Raw genomic sequence first — 19,931 nt, 5'->3', positions numbered from 1 at the left:
CCATGGGCTCGCTTTGCCCGAGAAACGCCCGTGACCGTAGCCCTATTGTAAACTCCCTTGCGCCGCGACGCTGGACTCTGGGCGCAACCGTCACACGTTTACGTCATGGCAACCTTAACGCCATGGGCGTGGGTGGCATAAGGCGGCGAATCAGATATTGTGCACCGCACAAAGCGCCATCCACAGAGCAATCAAGAGAGGAGACGTAGAATGAGCAACCCCCCGAATTACGAAGTCCCGGCCGAGATGCGTGACTTTGCCGAGAAGAGCGTCGAGCAGGCCCGCAAGGCCTTCGACAGCTTCATCGGCGCGGCCCGCCGTACGGCCGATACCGTGCAGGGTTCGGCCGAAATGGCCCGATCCAACGCGCTGGACGTCTCCTCGCGCGGCTTCGAGTATGCCGAGCAGAACGTGAACGCGGCCTTCGATCTTGCCCAGAAGCTGGTTCGCGCCAAGGACGTTCAGGAGGCCATGCAGCACCAGGCTGAGTTCGTGCGCAGCCAGTTCGCCGCCATCCAGGCGCAGGCCAAGGAGTTCAGCGGTCTCGCGCAGAGCGCGATGCAGCAGGGCGCCGAGCGTGCCAAGTCGGCGATGCAGCAGGGGGCCGACGAGGCCCGCAAGGCCATGGAGCAGGGCCAGGACGCCGCCAAGCAGACGGCCCAGGACGCCCAGGACGCCGCCGAGCGCGCGACGCACTGAGGCCTGCACCGATCAACGGGGCTGCGACCCGTTCCCGGGCTCCGGGGGCGGGTCGTCTCGTTTTCGCCGGTATTGCCGCCGAGAGCCGCCGGGCGGACGCGTTGAGTCCGCGCCGAGCGAAGGAATCAGGGATGCGCCTTACTGTTTCGGGCCGATCCGGCCTGCGTGGTCCGTTCCGGCTCGCGATCGCCGCGCTGGCGCTCGCGGCCGCGTTGCCGGCCGGCGCGGCGCGGGCCCAATATTACGACGATCCGGGTTACGACGGCGAATACCGGCCTGTCCCCCGCCGGGCGCAGCGCGCCCCCGTCGGTTACAACTGCGATGCGGTCCAGCAGGGCATCACCGGACCGAAGCCGTTCTCGTGTCCTCTGCCCGGCCCGCGGCCCCTCGGCGTGCGCTGCTTCTGCGACATGCCGATCGCCTCGTTCAGCCCGCCGCAGACCGCTGTCGGGCGCGTCGTCCCGTAACGGAAAGGGCCGCGCACCCGGATGGGTGGCGCGGCCGGTCTCGTGGGGGCGGGGTCCGCGAGGGTGGTCCCGCCGGATCGAATTCAGTTCAGAACGACGACCTTGGCGCCGACCTTCACACGCTCGTAGAGGTCGGTGACGTCGTCATTGGTCATCCGGATGCAGCCCGACGACACCGCCTGACCGATCGTGTCCGGCTCGTTGGAGCCGTGGATGCGATACTCGGTGCTGCCGATATACATGGCACGGGCGCCGAGCGGGTTCTCGATGCCGCCGGCCATGTAGCGCGGCAGGTCGGGACGGCGGGCGATCATGGCCTTCGGGGGCGTCCACGACGGCCACTCGCGCTTGGCGGTGATCTTGTTGGTGCCGCTCCAGCTGAAGCCCGGGCGACCGACGCCGACGCCGTACCGGATCGCCTGACCATCGCCCAGAACGAAGTACAGGCGGCGCTCGGCGGTGGAGACCACGATGGTGCCGGGCGCGTAGTTCGCGTTGAACGCCACGACCTCACGGGGGATCGGCTGGACCTGCGCCTGCGGCGCCGCCTGCACGCCCTGACCATAGCCCGGGGCGTAAGTGCCCTGGTAACCGTACTGTCCCTGATCCGAGTAGTACTCGTCGGAGCCGTCCGTACCGAAGGGATCGTACGACGAAGCGGCGAGGGCTGGCGTTGCGGCAAGAACAGCCACGCCGAGGAGCGCGCCGAGTGCGGTGACCGAGGTCTTCATGAGTGGCCTGCCTGTGCGATAACCTTTGCCTTTACAAGCGTGAGCATAGGCAGGCAGTTCCACACATCCGCCATGAATTTGCTGTTGGGCGGAATACGCAGGGCCGCTCGACCGTACGGTGCGCCGCGGCTCGGGCCAGGGCCCGCGGCTTGCTCAGGTCACCTCGTCGGTGTGGATGTCGAACCGTGCGAGGTGGGCGTAGCCGAAATTGGTCGAGATCGCGCAATCGGTGGCGTCGCGGCCGCGGGCCATGACGATGCGACCGATCCGGGGCCGGTTGTGGCGGGCGTCGAACGTGTACCAGCGCGGTCCGTCGGGCCCGTGGAGGTAGACCTCGAACCACGCGGAGAAGTCCATCGGCGCCGGATCCTTCGGCACGCCGATGTCGCCCAGATAGCCGGTGGCATAGCGCGCCGGGATGTTCATGCACCGGCACAGGGCGATCGCCAGATGCGCGAAGTCCCGGCACACGCCCTCGCGCTGCATGAAGGCGTCATGCGCACTCCTCGTGGCATCGGCGCGTTGGTAGTCGAAGCGGATCCGCTCGTGCGTGTAGTCGACGATGGCCTGGACGCGCGCCCAGCCCTCCGGCGTGGTGCCGAACAGCGACCACGCCGTCTGCGAGAGCCTGTCGGTGTCGCAGTAGCGTGAGCCTAGCAGGAAGATCAGGACATCGTCGGGCAGATCTTGGACCGGGATCTGGCGGGCCTCCGGCACGACCGGATCGGGCAGCCCCGTATCGTCAACGATGAGGTCCGTCGAGATCGTCAGCTGTCCGGGCGGCGCGACGATCCGGTGGCAGATGTTGTCGAAGGCGTCGCGGTATTCGCGAGCCTGGAGCGGCGGATCGAAGCCGATTTCATGCGGGGTCGTCACGTCCGGCATCCGTGAAGGATGGACGCTGAGCATCAAAATCATCGGTGTTGGCTGCGACAGCGTGAACGCAATCTCGAAACCCGTCCTGATCTTCATCGCGGCCACCTTGCTCTGTCGCCTTCCGCGCGCACTCGCCGCGCATGCCTGTCCCGGATCCGGATGCTCACCCGTGCTCAACGCGCGAGGGGCGGCGGCAGCCCTTGCAGGCTGTGGGCCGTCGTCCCGTCGGCGGGCAATTCCACCACGTTGACATCGACGCGCATGCCGAGATCGTCGCTGCTGAGGCCGAAGAAGGAGCCGTGCAGCGGAACGGCCTGAGCGGGGTCGCGGGCCACCGCCACGCGGATCAGGTCGCGGTTGCCGACGATGCCGTTGGTCGGGTCGAACTCGACCCAGCCCGCGCCGGGCAGGTAGACCTGCAGCCACGCATGGGTGGAGCCGCCGCCCACGTGGCGGGCGCGGTCGTTCCGGGGATTGTAGAGATATCCGGAGACGAACCGGGCGGCCATGCCCAGCGCGCGCACGCCCTCCATCATCAGCACGGCGAAGTCCCGGCAGGATCCGAGCTTCGTGCGCAGCGTCGTCAGCGGATCCTGCACGCCCTTCTCGGCACGGGCCAGATAGGTGAAGTTCGCGCGTACGCTGCGCGTCATGGCGGCCAGCAATTCCTGCGTGGGGATGCGTCCCTGAGGCGGCAGGAAGCTTCGCGCCCAGGCATCGACCTCGTGGCGCGGGTCGGGCCATTGCCGCTCGATCGAGCGGGCGAGATCCGGCATGTCCTCGGCACCGTAGCCGAACGGATAGTGCGTCGCGTGCGGTGCGAGCGGGAACACCGGCGCGTGTTCCGGCGTGTGGTCGAGGGTGATGCCGCAATCGAAGGTCAGGACTTCGGCGCGGATGTCGAAGGTCGTGACGGCCACACAATTTCCGAACACGTCGAACAGCCAGCGCTGGGAGGCCGGTTCGGGCGTGATGTCGAGGGTCGCCGCGATCAACCGCTGATCGTAGCTGTCGCGCGGCCGGAACATGATCCGGTGCTCACCGAAGGCGACCGGCCGTCGATACCGGTAAGTCGTGCGGTGGCGGACAGACAGGATCGGCAACGTCACAGTCTCCCGGCTCGTGCCGACACGACCGGCGGTCATGCAAGGGCCGGGCCTTCCCGGTCCGCATCGTGCAGCGACGATACGGGTCCGACGGCCCGCACAGATCCGGGCTCACGACCCGTCCGGATTCCCGGCCCTGCCGTCAGGCGCGGATGACGCGTCCGGGCTCTGCCGGATGGTTCGAGAGCGACGATGAACGGGCTCGGGGGAGGCCGCCGGCTCTCAAACGACCGGAGGGGCCGGATCGGAAGTGGCGCGCTCGGCTTCGACCAGCACGTCCAGGGGGCGCCAGGGCTTGGCGATGAACACGGCCTCGGGCGGCATCTCGGGCCGCGGCAGGCCATGCCCGGAGGTGATCACCAGCCGGGCCCGCGGCCACAAGGTCGCGACCGCGCGGGCGAGCTGGAGGCCGTCCATATGGCCGGCCAGCCGGACATCGGCGAAGACCAGGGCGACGTCGCCGCCGCGTGCCTGAAGGACCGACAGCGCAGCCTCGGCGCTGTCGCAGCCGACCACGTCTAGTTCCGTCTCTTCGAGCAGGGTCTCGGCCAAGGCCCGAATCGCGGGATCGTCCTCGACGACGAGGGCGACGCGCCGCGGATCGGTCTCGGCCGCCACGGCGACCGGCCCGGCTGCGGCGACCCTGTCGTCCTCGGTCTGCCGGACGCGGCGCACCAGGGCGGCGAGGTGCTCCGGCATGCCCTCGGACACCAGATCATCGTAGAACGACGCCAGTGTCTGACCGATCTGGTCGAGAGGAATACCTGGCGACAGCGTATCATTGAGCGGCAGGGGCGCGCTCGTTCCGTGCTTTTTCAAGGACTTCCCCCGAAGTCGAACGTCGTGCCGCTCAAGGAGGCGGCGCTTGAGGAGGAAAGTCGGCAATCCGCCCCTGGTTGCGCGCGACGTTGGGAATCCCGCATTGCACCCGCCGCCCGTTACGGCGTGGCGAGGCCCAGTTCGGCGTCGGCGTAAGCCATGATCCCGGACACTTCGCGGACGTTCTGATAGCGCGTGCCGCGGGTGCTCATCATCGCCTCGAACTTCTCATGGACCTGTGCCACCGACAGGCTCATCGGCTTGCGGTGACGTCCGCGCCCGACGAAGCGCCCGGCGGCGAAGAAGATCGAGCGGTTGGCCCGGGCCGGGCCCGGGAGCAGGGCTGCCGCGGCGGCGGCCGGCTTATTCACGACGTTGGCGAGGAACTCCCCGGCATCGTCCGGCCCGAGGAAGTGGGCGAGGTAGACCTCGCCGAGGGTCAGCTCGCGGCCGATGCGCAGGGCGATGCGGGCGGCGTCGCGCTTCAGCATCTCGCCGGCCATCAGGGCCGACAGGTACGGGTCGCGGCGCAGCTCCAGCACACGGGCGCGTTCCGCCTGATCGGCGATCACCGGCCGGTCGTTGGCGTCGGACGTGATCGACGCGGCCTCCTTCTCCAGCCCGTATTTGGGCCCGAAGTCGCGGACCACACCGAGCCAGGTCCGCTCAATGAACTGGAAGAGGCCCGTCGCCGAGGAAGTCTTGGCCTGAACGGCCGTGACGAAGCTCGACTCCTTGTCGGCAACTGCCATCAGCAGCACCGGATCGGTCTGAACGGCCTGGGCCGCCCGCACGATCGTCTGCACCAAGTGGCGCCGGATCTTCATCGGGCCGAATTCGAGAATGTCGTTGGGGTCGCCCGCGGCGCTCTCGGAGAGAAGGAAGTCGTACGACACGCGGTCGACCGTGTTGGAGCCGAGATCGGTGTCGAGATCGTGCACGGGGGCGAAACTGGAGGCGGCGCGGAGCGGCGTCTGGTCGAGCTCGGTATTGAGGGCGACTGTGTGGATGCGCGGGCGCGGCATCGGGAGTTCGGTAGCGGCTTCCGCCGTGGACACGGCCGGCGACAGGCCGACCTTGGCGAGATCCACGCCCGATCCGATCAGCGCGGCGCTGAGGCCGCCGGCGATCATCGACACGGTGAGCAGCGAGCGGAACAGCGCTGGGCGGCTGCCATGGGCACGGCCCAGCATGGGCTGTGCGGCGATCACGTCGGCGCGGTTCGAGCCGAAATGGCTCTGCTTGCCGGTGATGGTCCTCGGCGATCCGACCGTGCGGCCCTGCATCGTTATCCCGACTCTCCACACGCCGTTGTGGCGCTACGGACTCACCATCGCTTGACAGATGTGGCGACAACACGGCCGTGCTTGTGGCCGAGTTGCGGCGTCCCGGGGAGATTTCGGGGCAGGCCGCCCGTGACTCGCGCGGCATCCCTCCTTAAGAGGGCGCCATGCGGGCGCCGGGCGGATGACGCGCGGCCGCCCTTTCCCGTCCGTCCTGCCAGAGTCAGCCCCGATGAGCGGCGTCAACGAGATCCGGTCGACCTTCCTCGACTACTTCGCCAAGGCGGGACACGAGGTCGTGCCCTCCTCGAGCCTCGTGCCGAAGAACGATCCGACGCTCATGTTCACGAACGCCGGCATGGTGCAGTTCAAGAACGTCTTCACAGGGATGGAGAAGCGCGCCTACGACCGGGCGACGACGGCGCAGAAATGCGTGCGGGCCGGCGGCAAGCACAACGACCTCGACAATGTCGGGTACACGGCACGTCACCACACCTTCTTCGAGATGCTCGGCAACTTCTCGTTTGGCGACTACTTCAAGGACCGGGCGATCGAGCTGGCCTGGACCCTGATCACGAAGGAATTCGGCCTCAAGTCCGACAGGCTCCTCGTCACCGTCTACGCCGACGACGACGAGGCCGCCGGCCTGTGGAAGAAGATCGCCGGCTTCCCGGACGAGAAGATCATCCGGATCGGGACCTCCGACAATTTCTGGCAGATGGGCGATACCGGCCCCTGCGGTCCTTGCTCGGAGATCTTCATCGACCAGGGGCCGGCGCTGCAGGGCGGGCCGCCCGGCTCTCCGGACGAGGACGGCGACCGGTTCCTGGAGTTCTGGAACCTCGTGTTCATGCAGTACGAGCAGCTGGAGCCGGGCGTCCGCAACCCGCTGCCGCGGCCGTCGATCGACACCGGCATGGGCCTGGAGCGCATGGCGGCGATCCTCCAGGGCGTCCACTCGAACTACGACACCGACCTGTTCCGCGCCCTCATCGACGCCGTGGCCCACGCCGTGTCGCGGGCGCCGGAGCCGGCGACGCTCGCATCCTACCGGGTGATCGCCGACCACCTGCGGGCGGCCTCCTTCCTGGTGGCCGACGGCGTGCTGCCCAGTAACGAAGGGCGAGGCTACGTGCTGCGGCGGATCATGCGCCGCGCCATGCGCCACGCCGAGATCCTGGGCGCCCGCGAGCCCACCATGTTCCGCCTCGTCCCGACGCTGGTGCGCGAGATGGGCCAGGCCTATCCGGAGTTGATGCGGGCCGAGAGCCTGATCGCCGAGACCCTGAAGCTGGAGGAGACCCGCTTCCGCCGCACCCTCGAGCGGGGTCTGTCGATCCTCGACGCCGAGAGCCGCGACCTCAAGCAGGGCGACAAGCTCTCCGGCGAGACCGCGTTCACCCTTTACGATACCTACGGCTTCCCCCTCGACCTGACGCAGGACGCCCTGAAAGCCCGTGGCATCGGCGTCGATACCGACGCCTTCTCGGCGGCGATGCAGCGTCAGAAGCAGGCGGCCCGCGAGGCCTGGAAGGGCTCGGGCGAGGCGGCCACCGAGACGGTGTGGTTCGGCCTGCGCGAGCGCGTCGGTGCCACCGAGTTCCTGGGCTATGAGACCGAGACGGCCGAGGGCATCGTCACGGCGCTGCTGCGCGACGGCGCCGAGGTGCAGAGCCTCGACGCTGGCCAGACCGGCCTCGTCCTCGTCAACCAGACGCCGTTCTACGGGGAATCGGGCGGCCAGGTCGGCGATACCGGCCTGATCCTGGCGCCGGGCGTGCGGGCGCGGGTGACCGACACCCAGAAGAAGCTCGGCGACCTGTTCGTCCACCATGTGACCGTGGAGGAGGGAAGCTTGGGCCTCGACCAGCCGGTAGAGCTCAAGGTCGACCATGTCCGCCGCAAGGCGATCCGGGCCAACCACTCGGCGACCCATCTGCTGCATGAGGCTCTGCGGCAGGTGCTGGGCGATCACGTCGCGCAGAAGGGCTCGCTCGTGAGCCCCGATCGTCTGCGTTTCGACATCAGCCACCCGAAGCCCATCGAGGCGGATGAACTCGCCCGGGTGGAGGACATCGCCAACGCCGTGCTGCTGCAGAACGCGCCTGTCGTGACCAAGCTGATGGCCGTGGACGACGCCATCGCGTCGGGCGCCAGGGCGCTGTTCGGCGAGAAGTACGGCGACGAGGTGCGGGTGGTCTCGATGGGGCTGCCCATCGACGAGGAGGCCGCGCAGGGCCGGCCGAAGACCTTCTCGGTCGAACTATGCGGCGGCACCCACGCCGGGCGCACCGGCGACATCGGAGCGATCACCATCGTGGGCGAGAGCGCGGTGGGGGCCGGCGTGCGCCGGATCGAGGCTCTCACGGCCGACGCGGCGCGTCATCATCGGGCCGAGGAGGCCCGGACCCTGGCGGCGCTGGCCGGCATTCTCAAGGCTCCGGTCTCCGAGGCGCCCGATCGTCTGACGTCATTGATGGAGGATCGGCGGCGCCTGGAGCGTGAACTGGCCGAGACCCGCCGGAAGCTCGCCATGGGCGGCGAGGGTGGTCCGGGCTCGGGCGCTCAGCAAACTGAGATCGGCGGCGTGGCCTTCCGCCGCTCGGTGGTGGAAGGGCTCGACATGCGCGACCTCAAGCCGATCGTCGATGAGGAGAAGAAGCGTCTGGGCTCCGGCATCGTGGCGGTGGTCGGCGTCGCGCCGGACGGCAAGGCGGGTCTGGTCGTTGGCGTCACCGACGACCTGACCGGTCGCTACGATGCCGTCGGGCTCGTGCGGGCTGGAGCGGGCGCGCTCGGCGGCAAGGGAGGCGGAGGCCGGCGCGACATGGCGCAGGCCGGCGGGCCGAACGGAGCCGGAGCCGAGGCCGCCCTTGACGCCATCGCGCAGGCTCTCACCGAAGCGGCCTGAGACGCGCCCGCAAGGAACCGCGCCGTCTCCGGTGCGGCCGTGGAGGCGAGCGGCGGGATGGTCGGGGTCCCGCCCTCGGCGGCTTACGTGTTTCCGCCGACGCCGCCGCCCTGCGGTGTCGCCCGCGACGGGGGATTGGCGTTGCCCGCTGCGGCCAGATCGGTCGCCATCCTGTCGCCCAGACGATTGGTCGGGCAGTAGGTCCCGGTCGCGGCGTTACCGGTAGCGTCGCTCTGCTTACTCACAACGCCCGAGGCGCGGGCGCGACTGTGCCTGGACTGGGTCCGGCGCGAGGGCGGGCAGGCCAACGAGGCGGGCGAGGAGGGGCTGGGTCACGAAGCCCCCGTTTCGGTTTCTGACCCACGCGACCTCAGCGGCGCAGACCCGATCCTGCATCGTTGCAGCGCCGGCGCCGGCCTGCGGGGGCCTCGGTTATTTGACGCGCGTCCAGGTCTGCTGCTTGCAGAATACGCTCATCACGCAACCGGAGACTTCGAGCGTATCCGGGCCCGTGAGCTTCAGCGAACCGGAATAGGTCTTGCCGTCGTTCGGATTGTAGAGGGAACCCGAGTAACCGCCGCCTTGGGGCTGACGCGCGTCGAGGATCTGAACGCCCACGACGCTGCGACCGCGCAAGGCCGGATCCGGGTTCTTCGCGTCGAGTCCCTTCCCCGGTGCGCTGACGATCGTCCCGCAGAAGCCGCTCCCGCAGGGCGTGATGCGGACGCGGGAACTGCCGGTCTCCGTGAGCCAGAAGCCAGCCGGGTCGGCCGCCAGAACCGGACCGCACGCCGTGCCCATCGCGAGCAGTGTCAGAATCGAGCGACGAAGCCTCGAACCCATCCCTGGTCCTCTCCTGTCCAGAATGCGGATGGGTACTTAGCGCGATGCTCGGGGCAGCGCACTGCCCAGATAAGTCTCGACCACCTCGCAGAACGGCTCGCCGGCGGCAGTCGAGAGCACGGCATCGATCTCGAAGAGCGGATCGTCGGGGCCCGGATCCGTGCGCTGGTCCGGCGCGCGAACCGCGACGGTGTCGCGAACCGGGGCGAGGGGACGCACGACCCGGCCGAAGGGCGTCCGCGTGCTGTCCAGCGTCGCGTTCATCTCCGGCGTGAGGCGTGCGGGCACATACCAATTGTCCGCTTCCGACAGGACGCGGTCGCCGCAGGCGAGGCGGACCCGGCGATAGCGCACGGGCTCGTCCGGCCCGATCGCCAGCCGCGCCCGCTGCACCGCCGTCAGAGGCTTGTCCGCCACCGGTATCCGCTCGGCGACGAGGTGAGGATCCCCCGCAAGCTTGTGGTCGGCACACCAGCTTTCGAGGGCGAAGGTCGCGCTGTGAGCCGCGAGAATGCGGCTCCGCAGCGAGGCGATGAGCGCCTGCGGGCTTTCAGCCGGCGCCGGCGCGGCGGCAGGACCGGACACGGACGCCCCATCGCGCGCAGAGCTTGGTGACCCGGTCATCGGGACAAGCGCCGCCAGAGCCACGCGCAGCGCCCACCGGCGAAATGCGGGCTGCCGGGTTCGACGGCCGTCGCGCGTCGATCGATCCCGTGCCAAGTATGGCGAAATACAAAGGGCATGGCGGAAAGACTTTCCGGTGTGCCACAGCATCTCGAGCCATGTCCTCCCAGTCGAAATACCAGGTCTTCGCCGATCGCCGCAGCGTCGAGGCCCGGCAGAACGTGCTGACCGGGCTGTTTCCTGGCCGAGTCGGCGACGCGGGCCAAGATCTATACAAGACGCGTCCATCCGTCGAGCTGCCCGCCGCCTGGCGGACCCGTCCCCTGGCGAAGATGATCCTACCGGCGCCCGACCGGCGGCAGGTCGGTGCAGAGCCCGAGGCCGGCTTCGGCCGCGAGGCCGATCGTCTCGCCGAGGGTCGGATGGGGATGGATGGTCCGGGCGATGTCGGTGGCATCGGCGCCCATCTCGATTCCCAGCGCGACCTCGCCGATCATGTCGCCCGCGCTCGGGCCGACGATGGCGCCGCCGACAACGCGCTTGGTCTGCGCATCGAACAGCAGCTTCGTCAGACCGTAATCGGCGCCGTTGGCGATGGCCCGGCCCGAGGCCGCCCAGGGGAAGCGGGCGACCTCCACGGCCCGCCCCGAGGCCTTGGCCGCCGTTTCCGTCAGGCCCACCCAGGCGATCTCGGGATCGGTGTAGGCCACCGAGGGGATCACGGCGGCATCGAAGCCGGCCTTGTGGCCGGCGGCCACCTCGGCGGCCACGTGCCCCTGGTGGACGGCCTTGTGGGCGAGCATTGGCTGCCCGACGAGATCACCGATGGCGAGAATATGCGGCACGTTGGTCCGCATCTGCGCGTCCACGGGCACGAAGCCGCCATCCAGCACCACGCCGGCGGCGTCGAGGCCCAGGTTCGCGCCGTTCGGACGACGCCCCGCGGCCTGGAGCACGAGGTCGTAGGTCTGCGGCTCGGCCTCGCCAGCGATCGATACGGCGATGCCCTCCGGTGTCGCCTCTGCCGCCATCACCTCCGTACTCGTGCGGATTCGGTCGAAGCGGTGCGCGTTCCGCTTCGTCCAGACCGCCACGAGATCCCGGTCGACGCCCTCCAGCAGGTTCGGCAGGCGTTCGACCACGTCGACCCGGGCGCCCAGTGCGCTGTAGACGGTCGCCATCTCCAGGCCGATGATGCCACCGCCGATCACCAGCAACCGGCGCGGCACAAAGGGCAGCTCCAGCGCCCCCGTGGAATCCACGATGCGGGGATCGTCCGGCAGCATCGCCAGGGCCACCGGCGACGAGCCCGCGGCCACGATGGCGCTGGCGAAGGTGACGTCGCGCGTGTCGCCACCATGCAGCGCCACCGAGACCGCGCTCGGGCCCGTGAAGCGTGCGGTCCCGCGGATCACCTCGACCTTGCGCTGGCGCGCCATCTGGGCGAGCCCGTCCGTGAGGCGCCGGACGGTGCCGGCCTTGAAGCTCCGGAGCTTTTCCAGGTCGACCGTCGGTGCGCCGAAGCTGATCCCGTGCGCGGCCAGCCGGACGGCCTCCTCGGTCACCGCAGCCACGTGGAGCAGCGCCTTCGAGGGAATGCAGCCCACGTTGAGGCAGACGCCGCCGAGGGTCGCGTCACGCTCCACCAGGATCACCCGCTGCCCGAGATCGGCGGCCCGGAAGGCGGCCGAGTAGCCGCCCGGTCCGCCGCCGATCACCAGGAGGTCGCAGCCCGCCTCCGCCTGCGGCTTCGGTGGCGGCGCGGCGGTGGCCGGCGCAGGTGCCGGCTCGGTGCGCACCTCGGGTGCCTCCACCGCGAGGCGGGCGACGAGGGTGCCGGCCGAGACCGTGTCGCCGAGGCCGACCAGCATCTCCACGAGGCGGCCCGCCGTCGGGGAGGGGATGTCCAGGGTCGCCTTGTCGGATTCGACCACCAGCAGGGTCTGGTCCCTGGCGACCGGCTGGCCGGGCGCCACCGGGATCTCGATGACGGGCACGTCGGCGTAATCCCCGAGATCGGGGACGCGGATGTCGAGGGTCTCGGGCATGGCGGCGGCGGTCACAGGAGGGCGCGGCGGAGGTCCGAGAGGACCGACGCCACATGGCCGAGGAAGCGGGCGGCGGCGACGCCGTCCACGACGCGGTGGTCCCAGGAGAGGCTCAAGGGGAGGATCAGGCGCGGCTGGAAGGCTTTGCCGTCCCACACCGCCTCGGTGCGCGAGCGCGCCGCGCCCAGGATCGCGACCTCGGGGGCGTTGATGATCGGCGTGAAGCCGTCGCCGCCGATGCCGCCGAGCGACGAGACCGAGAAGCAGCCGCCCTGCATGTCCGAGCCCGGGAGGGTTCCTGCCCGGGCCTTCTCGGCCATCGCGGCCATCTCGGTGGCAATCTCGATCAGGCCCTTGCGGTCGCAGTCGCGCACCACCGGCACCATCAGGCCCTTCGGCGTGTCCACCGCGAAGCCGACATGGACGTAGTCCTTCAGGACCAGCTCGCCGCCCGCCAGGGAGGAATTGAAGCGCGGGTAGGCGCGCAGCGCCGAGGCCGCCGCCTTGATCAGGAAGGCCACCATGGTGACCTTCGCGGGCGGCGTGCGGGTCTCCGTGTTCAGGCCGACCCGGAACGACTCGATCTCGGTGACGTCGGCCCGGTCGAAATTGGTCACGTGCGGGATCGTGAGCCAGTTGCGGCTGAGATTGGCCCCCGAGAGACTCTGGATGCGCGACAGCGGTTCGCCCCGGACCGGGCCGTATTTGGCGAAGTCCACGTCCGGCCAGGGCGGCAGGCCGGCGCCGATGCCGGACGCGGCGGCGGGCGCCGGGACCGACGCGCCGAGCGCCGCCTTGACGAAGGCGTGTACGTCCTCGCGCAGGATCCGCCCTTTGGGCCCGGTGGCGGCGACGCGGTCCAGCTCCACACCGAGCTCGCGGGCGAGCTGGCGGACGGACGGGCTGGCATGCACCGCGCCGCGGGTCGCCTGGATCGGATCGGCCTGTATCGGCTTCGGCGAGGCGCGACCGGCTCCCTCTCCCGTGCGGGAGAGGGTTGGGGTGAGGGGTGCGCCGTCTCCGGACAACCCTGATCCCTCATCCTGTCCCGCTTCCGAACGGGAAAGGGGACCCGCGCTCCGCTCGGGGGACGACGCGGCCGCGGCAGCGGGGGGGGCGTCCGGCACCGGTGCGGCCCCGCTGCCCTCCGCGGGCTCCACCGTCAGGATCGGGGTTCCTTCCGACACCTTCGACCCCACGGAGACCAGCAACTCGCGGACGATGCCGGCGACCGGGGAGGGAACCTCCATGGTGGCCTTGTCGGACTCGATGCTGAGGATCAGGTCGTCCACCGCGAGGCGGTCGCCGGGCTTCACCAGAAGCTCGATGACCGGCACGTCCCGATAGTCGCCGATATCCGGAAGGGCGATCTGCAGCGCGGCGCTCATGCGGGTGGAATTCCGGTTGCTGGAAGGCTGTTACGGCCTGTCCGCGTGCGGGCAGGGGAAGAGAGGCGCGATGTCGTCGACGCGCCGGATCTCCCAGCCACGCCCTCATCCTGAGGCGCCGGAGCGCAGCGGAGGCCTCGAAGGAGGGCTCCAGGGATCGCACGGCCGGCTGGAGAGTTCCTTCGAGGCGCGCTGCGCGCGCACCTCAGGATGAGGTCGCGGGTGGGTTCGCCGGTTGGCCTCAGATCGTCCAGGGCGCGGGCGCGTCCGCCGCGATGCCGTAGCGGCGGATCGCGTCCGCCACCGTGGCGCGCGGCACCGTCCCGGCTTCCGCCAGGGCGTGCAGCGCCGCGATGACCACGTGCTGCCGGTCGACCTCGAAGAACCGGCGGAGCGCGTTGCGGGTGTCGCTCCTCCCGAACCCGTCTGTGCCGAGGGCGACGAAGCGCGCGCCGACATAGGAGGCGATCAGCTGCGGGTAGGCCCGGACGTAGTCGCTCGCCGCGACGATGGGCGCCGTGCCCGGCAGCAGCGCCGCCACGTGGCTGACCGGCGCCTCGGCTTCCGGGTTGAGCATCGCCTGCCGCTCGGCCTCGCGGGCGTCGCGGGCCAGCTCGCTGAAGCTCGTCACGCTGAACACCTCGGCGGCGACGCCGAAATCCTGCGCGAGCAGCTCAGCCGCCGCGATCACCTCCGGGAGGATCGCCCCGGAGCCGAGGAGCCGCACGAAGGCGGCGCCCGTCCCTTGCCCGGCCTCCGGCCCCGACAGCCGGTACATGCCCTTCAGGATCCCGGCCTCCGCCCCCTGCGGCATGGAGGGCTGGGCGTAGTTCTCGTTCATCGCGGTGAGGTAGTAGAAGGCGTCCTCGCCCTCCTCCATCATCGCCCGGGCGCCCCGGTCGACGATCACCGCCATTTCGTACGCGAAGGCCGGATCGTAGGCCCGACAGTTCGGGATTGCGGCCGCCTGCATGTGGCTCGACCCGTCTTGGTGCTGAAGGCCCTCGCCGCCCAGCGTGGTCCGGCCCGCCGTGGCGCCGATCAGGAAGCCGCGGGCCCGTTGGTCGGCCGCCGCCCAGATCAGGTCGCCGACCCGCTGGAAGCCGAACATCGAGTAGTAGATGTAGAACGGCAGCATCGACAGGCCGTGGACGCTGTAGGCCGTGGCCGCCGCCGTCCAGGACGAGATCGCCCCGGCCTCGGTGATGCCTTCCTCCAGGAGCTGCCCGTCCCGGGCCTCGCGGTAGTAGAGCATCGAGCCGGCATCCTCCGGCTCGTAGAGCTGGCCCTGCGGCGCGTAGATCCCGACCTGCCGGAACAGGTTGGCCATGCCGAAGGTCCGGGCCTCGTCGGCGACGATCGGGACGATGCGCGGCCCGAGATCCTTGTGCTTCAGGAGGTTGCCGAATAGGCGCACCACCGCCGTGGTGGTCGACATCTCCTTGCCGCCCGCTTCGAGCGCGAAGCCCGCGTAGGTCGAGAGGGCCGGCACCGAGACGGTCGGCGCCGTGCGGCGGCGGGCCGGCAACACGCCGCCGAGCGTCTCGCGGCGCTCGCGCAGGTAGCGCATCTCGGCGCCGTCCTCGGCCGGCTTGTAGAAGGCCAAACCCTCCACCTGGGCATCCGACAGCGGCAGGGCGAACCGGTCGCGGAAGGCGCGCAGCGCGTCCACGTCGAGCTTCTTGGCCTGGTGGGCGGTCATGCGCGACTCGCCCGCGCCGCCCATGCCGTAGCCCTTCTTGGTCTTGGCCAGGATCACCGTCGGCCGGCCCTTGGTGGCCTTGGCGGCGGCGAAGGCCGCGTAGAGCTTGCGGAAGTCGTGGCCGCCGCGCTTCAGCCGGTCGACATCGGCGTCCGACATGTGGGCGACGAGCTCGCGGACCTCCGGATCCTCGCCGAAGAAGTGGGCGAGGTTGTAGGCGCCGTCCTTGGCGCCCAGCGTCTGGTACTTGCCGTCCACCGTGTCGGCGAAGCGCCGCAGCAGGGCGTGGTTGGTGTCGCGGGCGAAGATCCCGTCCCACTCCGAACCCCACAGCACCTTGATGACGTTCCAGCCCGCGCCCCGGAACAGGCTCTCCAGCTCCTGGATGATCTGGCCGTTGCCGCGCACCGGTCCGTCGAGCCGCTGCAGGTTGCAGTTGATGACGAAGGTCAGGTTGTCGAGGTTCTCGCGCGCCGCCAGTGCGAGGCCGCCGATCGATTCGGGCTCGTCCATCTCGCCGTCGCCGAACACGCCCCAGACGTGGCGGCCGGACGTGTCGGCGAGGCCCCGGTCGGCGAGGTAGCGCATGAAACGCGCCTGATAGACCGCGTGGATCGGCCCGATGCCCATCGAGCCGGTGGGAACCTGCCAGAAATCCGGCATCAGCCAGGGATGCGGATAGGAGCACAGACCGTCGCCGGCGATCTCCTGGCGGTAGTGCTTCAGCTGCTCCTCGGAGAGTCGCCCCTCGAGGAAGGCCCGGGCGTAGACGCCGGGGGCCGAGTGCGGCTGGAAATAGACGAGGTCGCCGTCCGTCCCGCCCTTGAAGAAGTGGTTGAAGCCGACCTCGAACAGCTCCGCCGCCGAGGCGTAGCTGGCCACGTGGCCGCCGAGCTCGCCGTAGGCCATGTTGGCGCGCACCACCATGGCGAGCGCGTTCCAGCGCATGATCGAGGTCAGGCGCTCCTCGATGTCGAGATCGCCGGGGTAGCGCGGCTGCTTCTCCAGCGGAACCGTGTTCCGGTAGGGCGAGTAGGGCAGGGCCTCGTCGAGGATGCCGATCTCCTTCGAGCGCCGCTCCAGGCGGTCGAGGATGAACCGCGCCCGGGCCGCGCCCTCGGTGCGGAAGACGGATTCCAGCGCGGCGAGCCAGTCCTGGGTCTCGGCCGGGTCGTGATCGACCTCGGCGGACCGCGCGATCGTGGCTTTCGGCGGTATGGCGTTCATCAACGCGGCCTCCCTTATTCCCCCGATCATACGAGTATCGGGACGGCGGGACATGCCGAAGATTTGCTTCCATCGCGCCGTGTCAGGATTGATATTCCGCGATTTGGGCGATAGGCGGCAAAATATGCCTCTGTCGCGAGGCCAGAGCGCCTCGCGCGTCGTCGTCGGAGGCTGCGCTTCGCAGCGGCCAGATTGGAGACCGAACCGATGCCCGCACGACCGGCCCCCCTCGACGCCGCGAGCCTGCGCATTCTCGAATGTCTGCAGCAGGACAGCGAGATCAGCATCGCGGATCTCGCCGAGCGGGTGGGCCTGTCGACGTCGCCGTGCTGGCGCCGCGTCAACGACCTGAAGGAGGCGGGGGTGATCCGCGGCTGCGTGGCGGTGGTCGACCCGCTGAGCCTCGGGCTCGCGGTCAACGTGTTCGTCCACGTGTCGCTCGAGAAACAGACCCAGGCCGCGCTCCAGGCCTTCGACGAGGCGGTGCGCAACCGCCCCGAGGTGATGGAGTGCTATCTGATGAGCGGCGAGGCCGACTACATGCTGCGGGTCGTGGTCGAGGATCTCGGCCAGTACCAGAAGCTCGTCCTGGACCACCTCACGCGGATCCCCGGGGTGGCCAACATCCGATCGAGCTTCGCCCTGGGGCAGGTCAAGTACGCGACCGCGCTGCCGCTCGGGCACCTGACCCGCTGACCGGACGCGGCCGCCCACGGTGCATCAGTGGCAGCGGGGTCCGCTCGCGACGGCGAAATCTGGAAAGTCTCGTTCTCGGGTACGCAGGCCGCGATGGGCCGCGTCGCGCGCGAGATAAATGGTGGAGCCTAACGGGATCGAACCGATGACCTCTTCCATGCCATGGAAGCGCTCTCCCAGCTGAGCTAAGGCCCCATAATTTTTACTGCATTTCGCGTCCCGTGGAGGGCCGCGTCACGCGAGAGTGGGATGGTGGAGCCTAACGGGATCGAACCGATGACCTCTTCCATGCCATGGAAGCGCTCTCCCAGCTGAGCTAAGGCCCCACTTTTAGCATCCGCCGCGGGTTGGGTCCCGCGGGGTCTCGCCGGTCTAAATCGCGTCCGGCGAGGCCGGTTCTATAGGCGGCTCGCACCGCGGACTCAACCCCCTTTTTCGCTGCTGCCGGGGGTTTTTGATCGGGGAGGCGACGACCGCCTCAGCCCTCTTCGTCGTTCTCGATATCGCCGTCGATCAGGTCGGAGACATCGTCGTCGCCGGCGTCCTCTTCCTCCAGGAAGGTGTCGTCGTCGGCGGTATCCCCGTCCTCGACCGAATCGTCCTCGGGCGTCGGATCCGCATCGTCCTCGGCGGCTTCGACCTCGTCGAGGGAAACCAGCTCCGGACCCTTCTCGTCCGTCTCGTCCTCATCGTCGTTGCTGGCCGCGCTCCGCGACAGCGCCGGAGGCGCTGCACGGCTCGAGGTGGCCACCGCCTGATAGACCGCGCCGCATTTCGGGCAGACGGCGGGATCTCGGGCGAGGTCGTAGAACTTCGCGCCGCAGCTCATGCACTGGCGCTTCAAGCCAAGTTCCGGTCGGGCCACGGGCGGACACCTCGTCGTCAGTTCTGTCTCGGGGGAGGGGCCCCGTTAGTCGCGGTGGCGGCCCCTGTCAATCGAGCCCGTGCAGGGCGTTCCGGGCCGCGTCCTACGGAGGATCGGCGGGAGGATCGGCAGGAGGATCGTCCGGAGGATCGACGAAGACATCGGATTGATGACGCCGGCCGGTACCCGTGTTAACCGCCCGGCGATTTCACCGTCCGATTGCAGCGCCGCGGCCGAGCCGCGCGACGCGCCGGATCCAGGCCCACTCGTCAGAGCCCGAACGGACGTCCCGTGTCGCACGATTCGACTCCACAGCCCCTCACCGCCGCGCCGGGCACCCCGCTGCGCGGACGCCTTCGGCCGCCCGGCGACAAGTCGATCTCGCATCGGGCGATGATCCTCGGCTTGCTCAGCCAGGGCGAGACGCGGGTCGAAGGGCTGCTGGAGGGCGATGACGTCCTGCGGACCGCCGCCGCCGCGAAGGCGCTCGGCGCGGGCGTCGAGCGGCTCGGGGCCGGACGCTGGCGGGTCCGGGGCGTCGGCATCGGGGGCCTCGGCGATCCCGCCGACGTCCTCGATTTCGGCAATGCCGGCACCGGCTCCCGCCTCATGATGGGCGTGGTCGGTGGGCAGCCGGTGACCGCGACCTTCGACGGCGACGCCTCCCTGCGTTCGCGGCCCATGCGCCGCATCCTCGACCCGCTCACCCGGATGGGCACCCAGGTCCTGGCCGAAGCCGAGGGCGGCCGCGTGCCCCTGACCCTGCGGGGCCCCAAGGAGGCGATCCCGATCACCTACGAGACCCCGGCGGCCTCGGCGCAGATCAAGTCGGCGGTGCTGCTCGCCGGCCTCAACGCGCCCGGCGTCACCACCGTGATCGAGGCGGCCGCGACCCGCGACCACACCGAGCGGATGCTGCGCCTGTTCGGCGCCACGGTCGTCGTCGAGCCGCACGGTCCCGGCGGCCACGGCCGCAAGGTTGCGCTGACCGGCCAGCCGACCCTGCGCGGCACCGATGTCGTGGTGCCGGCCGACCCGTCTTCGGCGGCCTTCCCCCTGGTGGCGGCGCTGATCGTCCCCGGCTCCGACGTGGTCATCGAAGGCGTGATGATGAACCCGCTGCGCATCGGGCTGATCACGACGCTCCTGGAGATGGGCGCGCAGATCGAGCGCGTGGCGGAGCGGGAGGAGGGCGGCGAGACCGTGGCCGACCTGCGCGTGCGCGCGAGCCGCCTGACCGGCGTCGACGTCCCGGCCGAGCGGGCGCCCGCGATGATCGACGAGTACCCGGTGCTGGCGGTGGCGGCGAGCTTCGCCGAGGGCCGGACCCGGATGAACGGCCTGCACGAGCTGCGGGTCAAGGAATCGGACCGCCTCGCCGCCGTGGCGGCGGGGCTGGCCGCCAACGGCGTCCGCCACGCGGTGGAGGGTGACGACCTCGTGGTGGAGGGCGACGGCGCCGCCGCGCCGGGCGGCGGAACGGTCGCGACGCATCTCGACCACCGCATCGCCATGGCGTTCCTCGTCATGGGGCTCGCCGCACGGAACCCGGTCACGGTGGATGACGGCGCGATGATCGCCACGAGCTTCCCGAGCTTCCTTCCGACCATGCAGGCCCTCGGCGGCCGGATCGAGGCGTGACCGGC

Annotated in this window: 16 protein-coding genes and 2 tRNA genes; 5 read left to right on the top strand and 13 right to left on the bottom strand. The window is 69.9% G+C overall.

The window, feature by feature from the left end:
* Positions 1-210: 210 nt before the first annotated feature.
* Together A3862_RS02740 and A3862_RS02735 are read left to right on the top strand one after the other, a co-directional pair.
* Complete coding sequence (locus tag A3862_RS02740) at positions 211-699, top strand: phasin (protein ID WP_043353754.1); 489 nt, start codon at positions 211-213, stop codon at positions 697-699.
* Positions 700-830: 131 nt separating this feature from the next.
* Positions 831-1,166, top strand: a complete 336-nt coding sequence (locus tag A3862_RS02735) for a hypothetical protein (RefSeq protein WP_051044905.1) — start codon at positions 831-833, stop codon at positions 1,164-1,166.
* Positions 1,167-1,249: 83 nt separating this feature from the next.
* Here A3862_RS02735 and A3862_RS02730 read toward each other — a convergent pair whose 3' ends face one another.
* The 5 genes from A3862_RS02730 to A3862_RS02710 all read right to left on the bottom strand — a co-directional run bounded on the left by A3862_RS02730 (position 1,250) and on the right by A3862_RS02710 (position 5,984).
* Positions 1,250-1,897, bottom strand: a complete 648-nt coding sequence (locus A3862_RS02730; RefSeq protein ID WP_043760497.1) for a L,D-transpeptidase — start codon at positions 1,895-1,897, stop codon at positions 1,250-1,252.
* Positions 1,898-2,050: 153 nt separating this feature from the next.
* Positions 2,051-2,869: a transglutaminase-like domain-containing protein gene (locus A3862_RS02725; RefSeq protein ID WP_043760498.1), complete on the bottom strand. Its 819-nt coding sequence runs from the start codon at positions 2,867-2,869 to the stop codon at positions 2,051-2,053.
* A 77-nt stretch (positions 2,870-2,946) separates the two neighbouring features.
* Positions 2,947-3,876: a transglutaminase family protein gene (locus A3862_RS02720; protein WP_053608907.1), complete on the bottom strand. Its 930-nt coding sequence runs from the start codon at positions 3,874-3,876 to the stop codon at positions 2,947-2,949.
* Positions 3,877-4,101: 225 nt separating this feature from the next.
* Positions 4,102-4,641 (bottom strand): response regulator, encoded by a 540-nt coding sequence (locus A3862_RS02715; protein ID WP_043353767.1) that lies wholly within the window; start codon positions 4,639-4,641, stop codon positions 4,102-4,104.
* Between the two features lie 176 nt (positions 4,642-4,817).
* Positions 4,818-5,984 carry a transglycosylase SLT domain-containing protein gene (locus tag A3862_RS02710; RefSeq protein WP_043381650.1) on the bottom strand — a complete coding sequence of 389 codons (1,167 nt, stop codon included), beginning with the start codon at positions 5,982-5,984 and terminating at the stop codon, positions 4,818-4,820.
* Between the two features lie 229 nt (positions 5,985-6,213).
* Here A3862_RS02710 and alaS point away from each other — a divergent pair, with 229 nt between their 5' ends.
* A complete protein-coding gene (alaS, locus tag A3862_RS02705) occupies positions 6,214-8,892 on the top strand; it encodes an alanine--tRNA ligase (protein WP_111473184.1) in 2,679 nt (892 codons plus the stop codon).
* Positions 8,893-9,324: 432 nt separating this feature from the next.
* Here the strand turns inward: alaS and A3862_RS02695 are convergent, their stop codons facing one another.
* From A3862_RS02695 to mdeB, 5 genes are all read right to left on the bottom strand, one after another.
* Entirely contained in the window at positions 9,325-9,735 is a 411-nt protein-coding gene (locus A3862_RS02695) for a DUF2147 domain-containing protein (RefSeq protein WP_043353773.1), read from the bottom strand.
* A gap of 36 nt (positions 9,736-9,771) precedes the next feature.
* Positions 9,772-10,359: a hypothetical protein gene (locus A3862_RS02690; RefSeq protein WP_043381805.1), complete on the bottom strand. Its 588-nt coding sequence runs from the start codon at positions 10,357-10,359 to the stop codon at positions 9,772-9,774.
* 338 nt (positions 10,360-10,697) lie between these two features.
* A complete protein-coding gene (lpdA, locus tag A3862_RS02685) occupies positions 10,698-12,407 on the bottom strand; it encodes a dihydrolipoyl dehydrogenase (RefSeq protein WP_111474293.1) in 1,710 nt (569 codons plus the stop codon).
* Between the two features lie 11 nt (positions 12,408-12,418).
* Positions 12,419-13,795, bottom strand: a complete 1,377-nt coding sequence (locus tag A3862_RS02680; protein ID WP_111473183.1) for a 2-oxo acid dehydrogenase subunit E2 — start codon at positions 13,793-13,795, stop codon at positions 12,419-12,421.
* 241 nt (positions 13,796-14,036) lie between these two features.
* Positions 14,037-16,724, bottom strand: a complete 2,688-nt coding sequence (gene mdeB, locus A3862_RS02675; RefSeq protein ID WP_043760510.1) for an alpha-ketoglutarate dehydrogenase — start codon at positions 16,722-16,724, stop codon at positions 14,037-14,039.
* A gap of 207 nt (positions 16,725-16,931) precedes the next feature.
* Between mdeB and A3862_RS02670 the strand changes: the two genes are divergently transcribed.
* Positions 16,932-17,420 carry an Lrp/AsnC family transcriptional regulator gene (locus tag A3862_RS02670; protein ID WP_043354596.1) on the top strand — a complete coding sequence of 163 codons (489 nt, stop codon included), beginning with the start codon at positions 16,932-16,934 and terminating at the stop codon, positions 17,418-17,420.
* Between the two features lie 119 nt (positions 17,421-17,539).
* Here A3862_RS02670 and A3862_RS02665 read toward each other — a convergent pair.
* The 3 genes from A3862_RS02665 to A3862_RS02655 form a co-directional block, all read right to left on the bottom strand.
* Positions 17,540-17,615: transfer RNA gene (locus A3862_RS02665), tRNA-Ala, on the bottom strand.
* 55 nt (positions 17,616-17,670) lie between these two features.
* Positions 17,671-17,746: transfer RNA gene (locus tag A3862_RS02660), tRNA-Ala, on the bottom strand.
* A gap of 152 nt (positions 17,747-17,898) precedes the next feature.
* Positions 17,899-18,285, bottom strand: coding sequence for a TIGR02300 family protein (locus A3862_RS02655; RefSeq protein ID WP_075381438.1), 387 nt, complete (start codon positions 18,283-18,285; stop codon positions 17,899-17,901).
* Positions 18,286-18,576: 291 nt separating this feature from the next.
* Between A3862_RS02655 and aroA the strand changes: the two genes are divergently transcribed.
* A complete protein-coding gene (aroA, locus tag A3862_RS02650) occupies positions 18,577-19,926 on the top strand; it encodes a 3-phosphoshikimate 1-carboxyvinyltransferase (protein WP_043381639.1) in 1,350 nt (449 codons plus the stop codon).
* The last annotated feature ends 5 nt before the right edge of the window (positions 19,927-19,931 follow it).

The sequence above is a fragment of the Methylobacterium sp. XJLW genome (assembly GCF_003254375.1).
Taxonomy (GTDB): domain Bacteria; phylum Pseudomonadota; class Alphaproteobacteria; order Rhizobiales; family Beijerinckiaceae; genus Methylobacterium; species Methylobacterium fujisawaense.
This window is presented reverse-complemented; position numbering and strand designations above follow the sequence as displayed.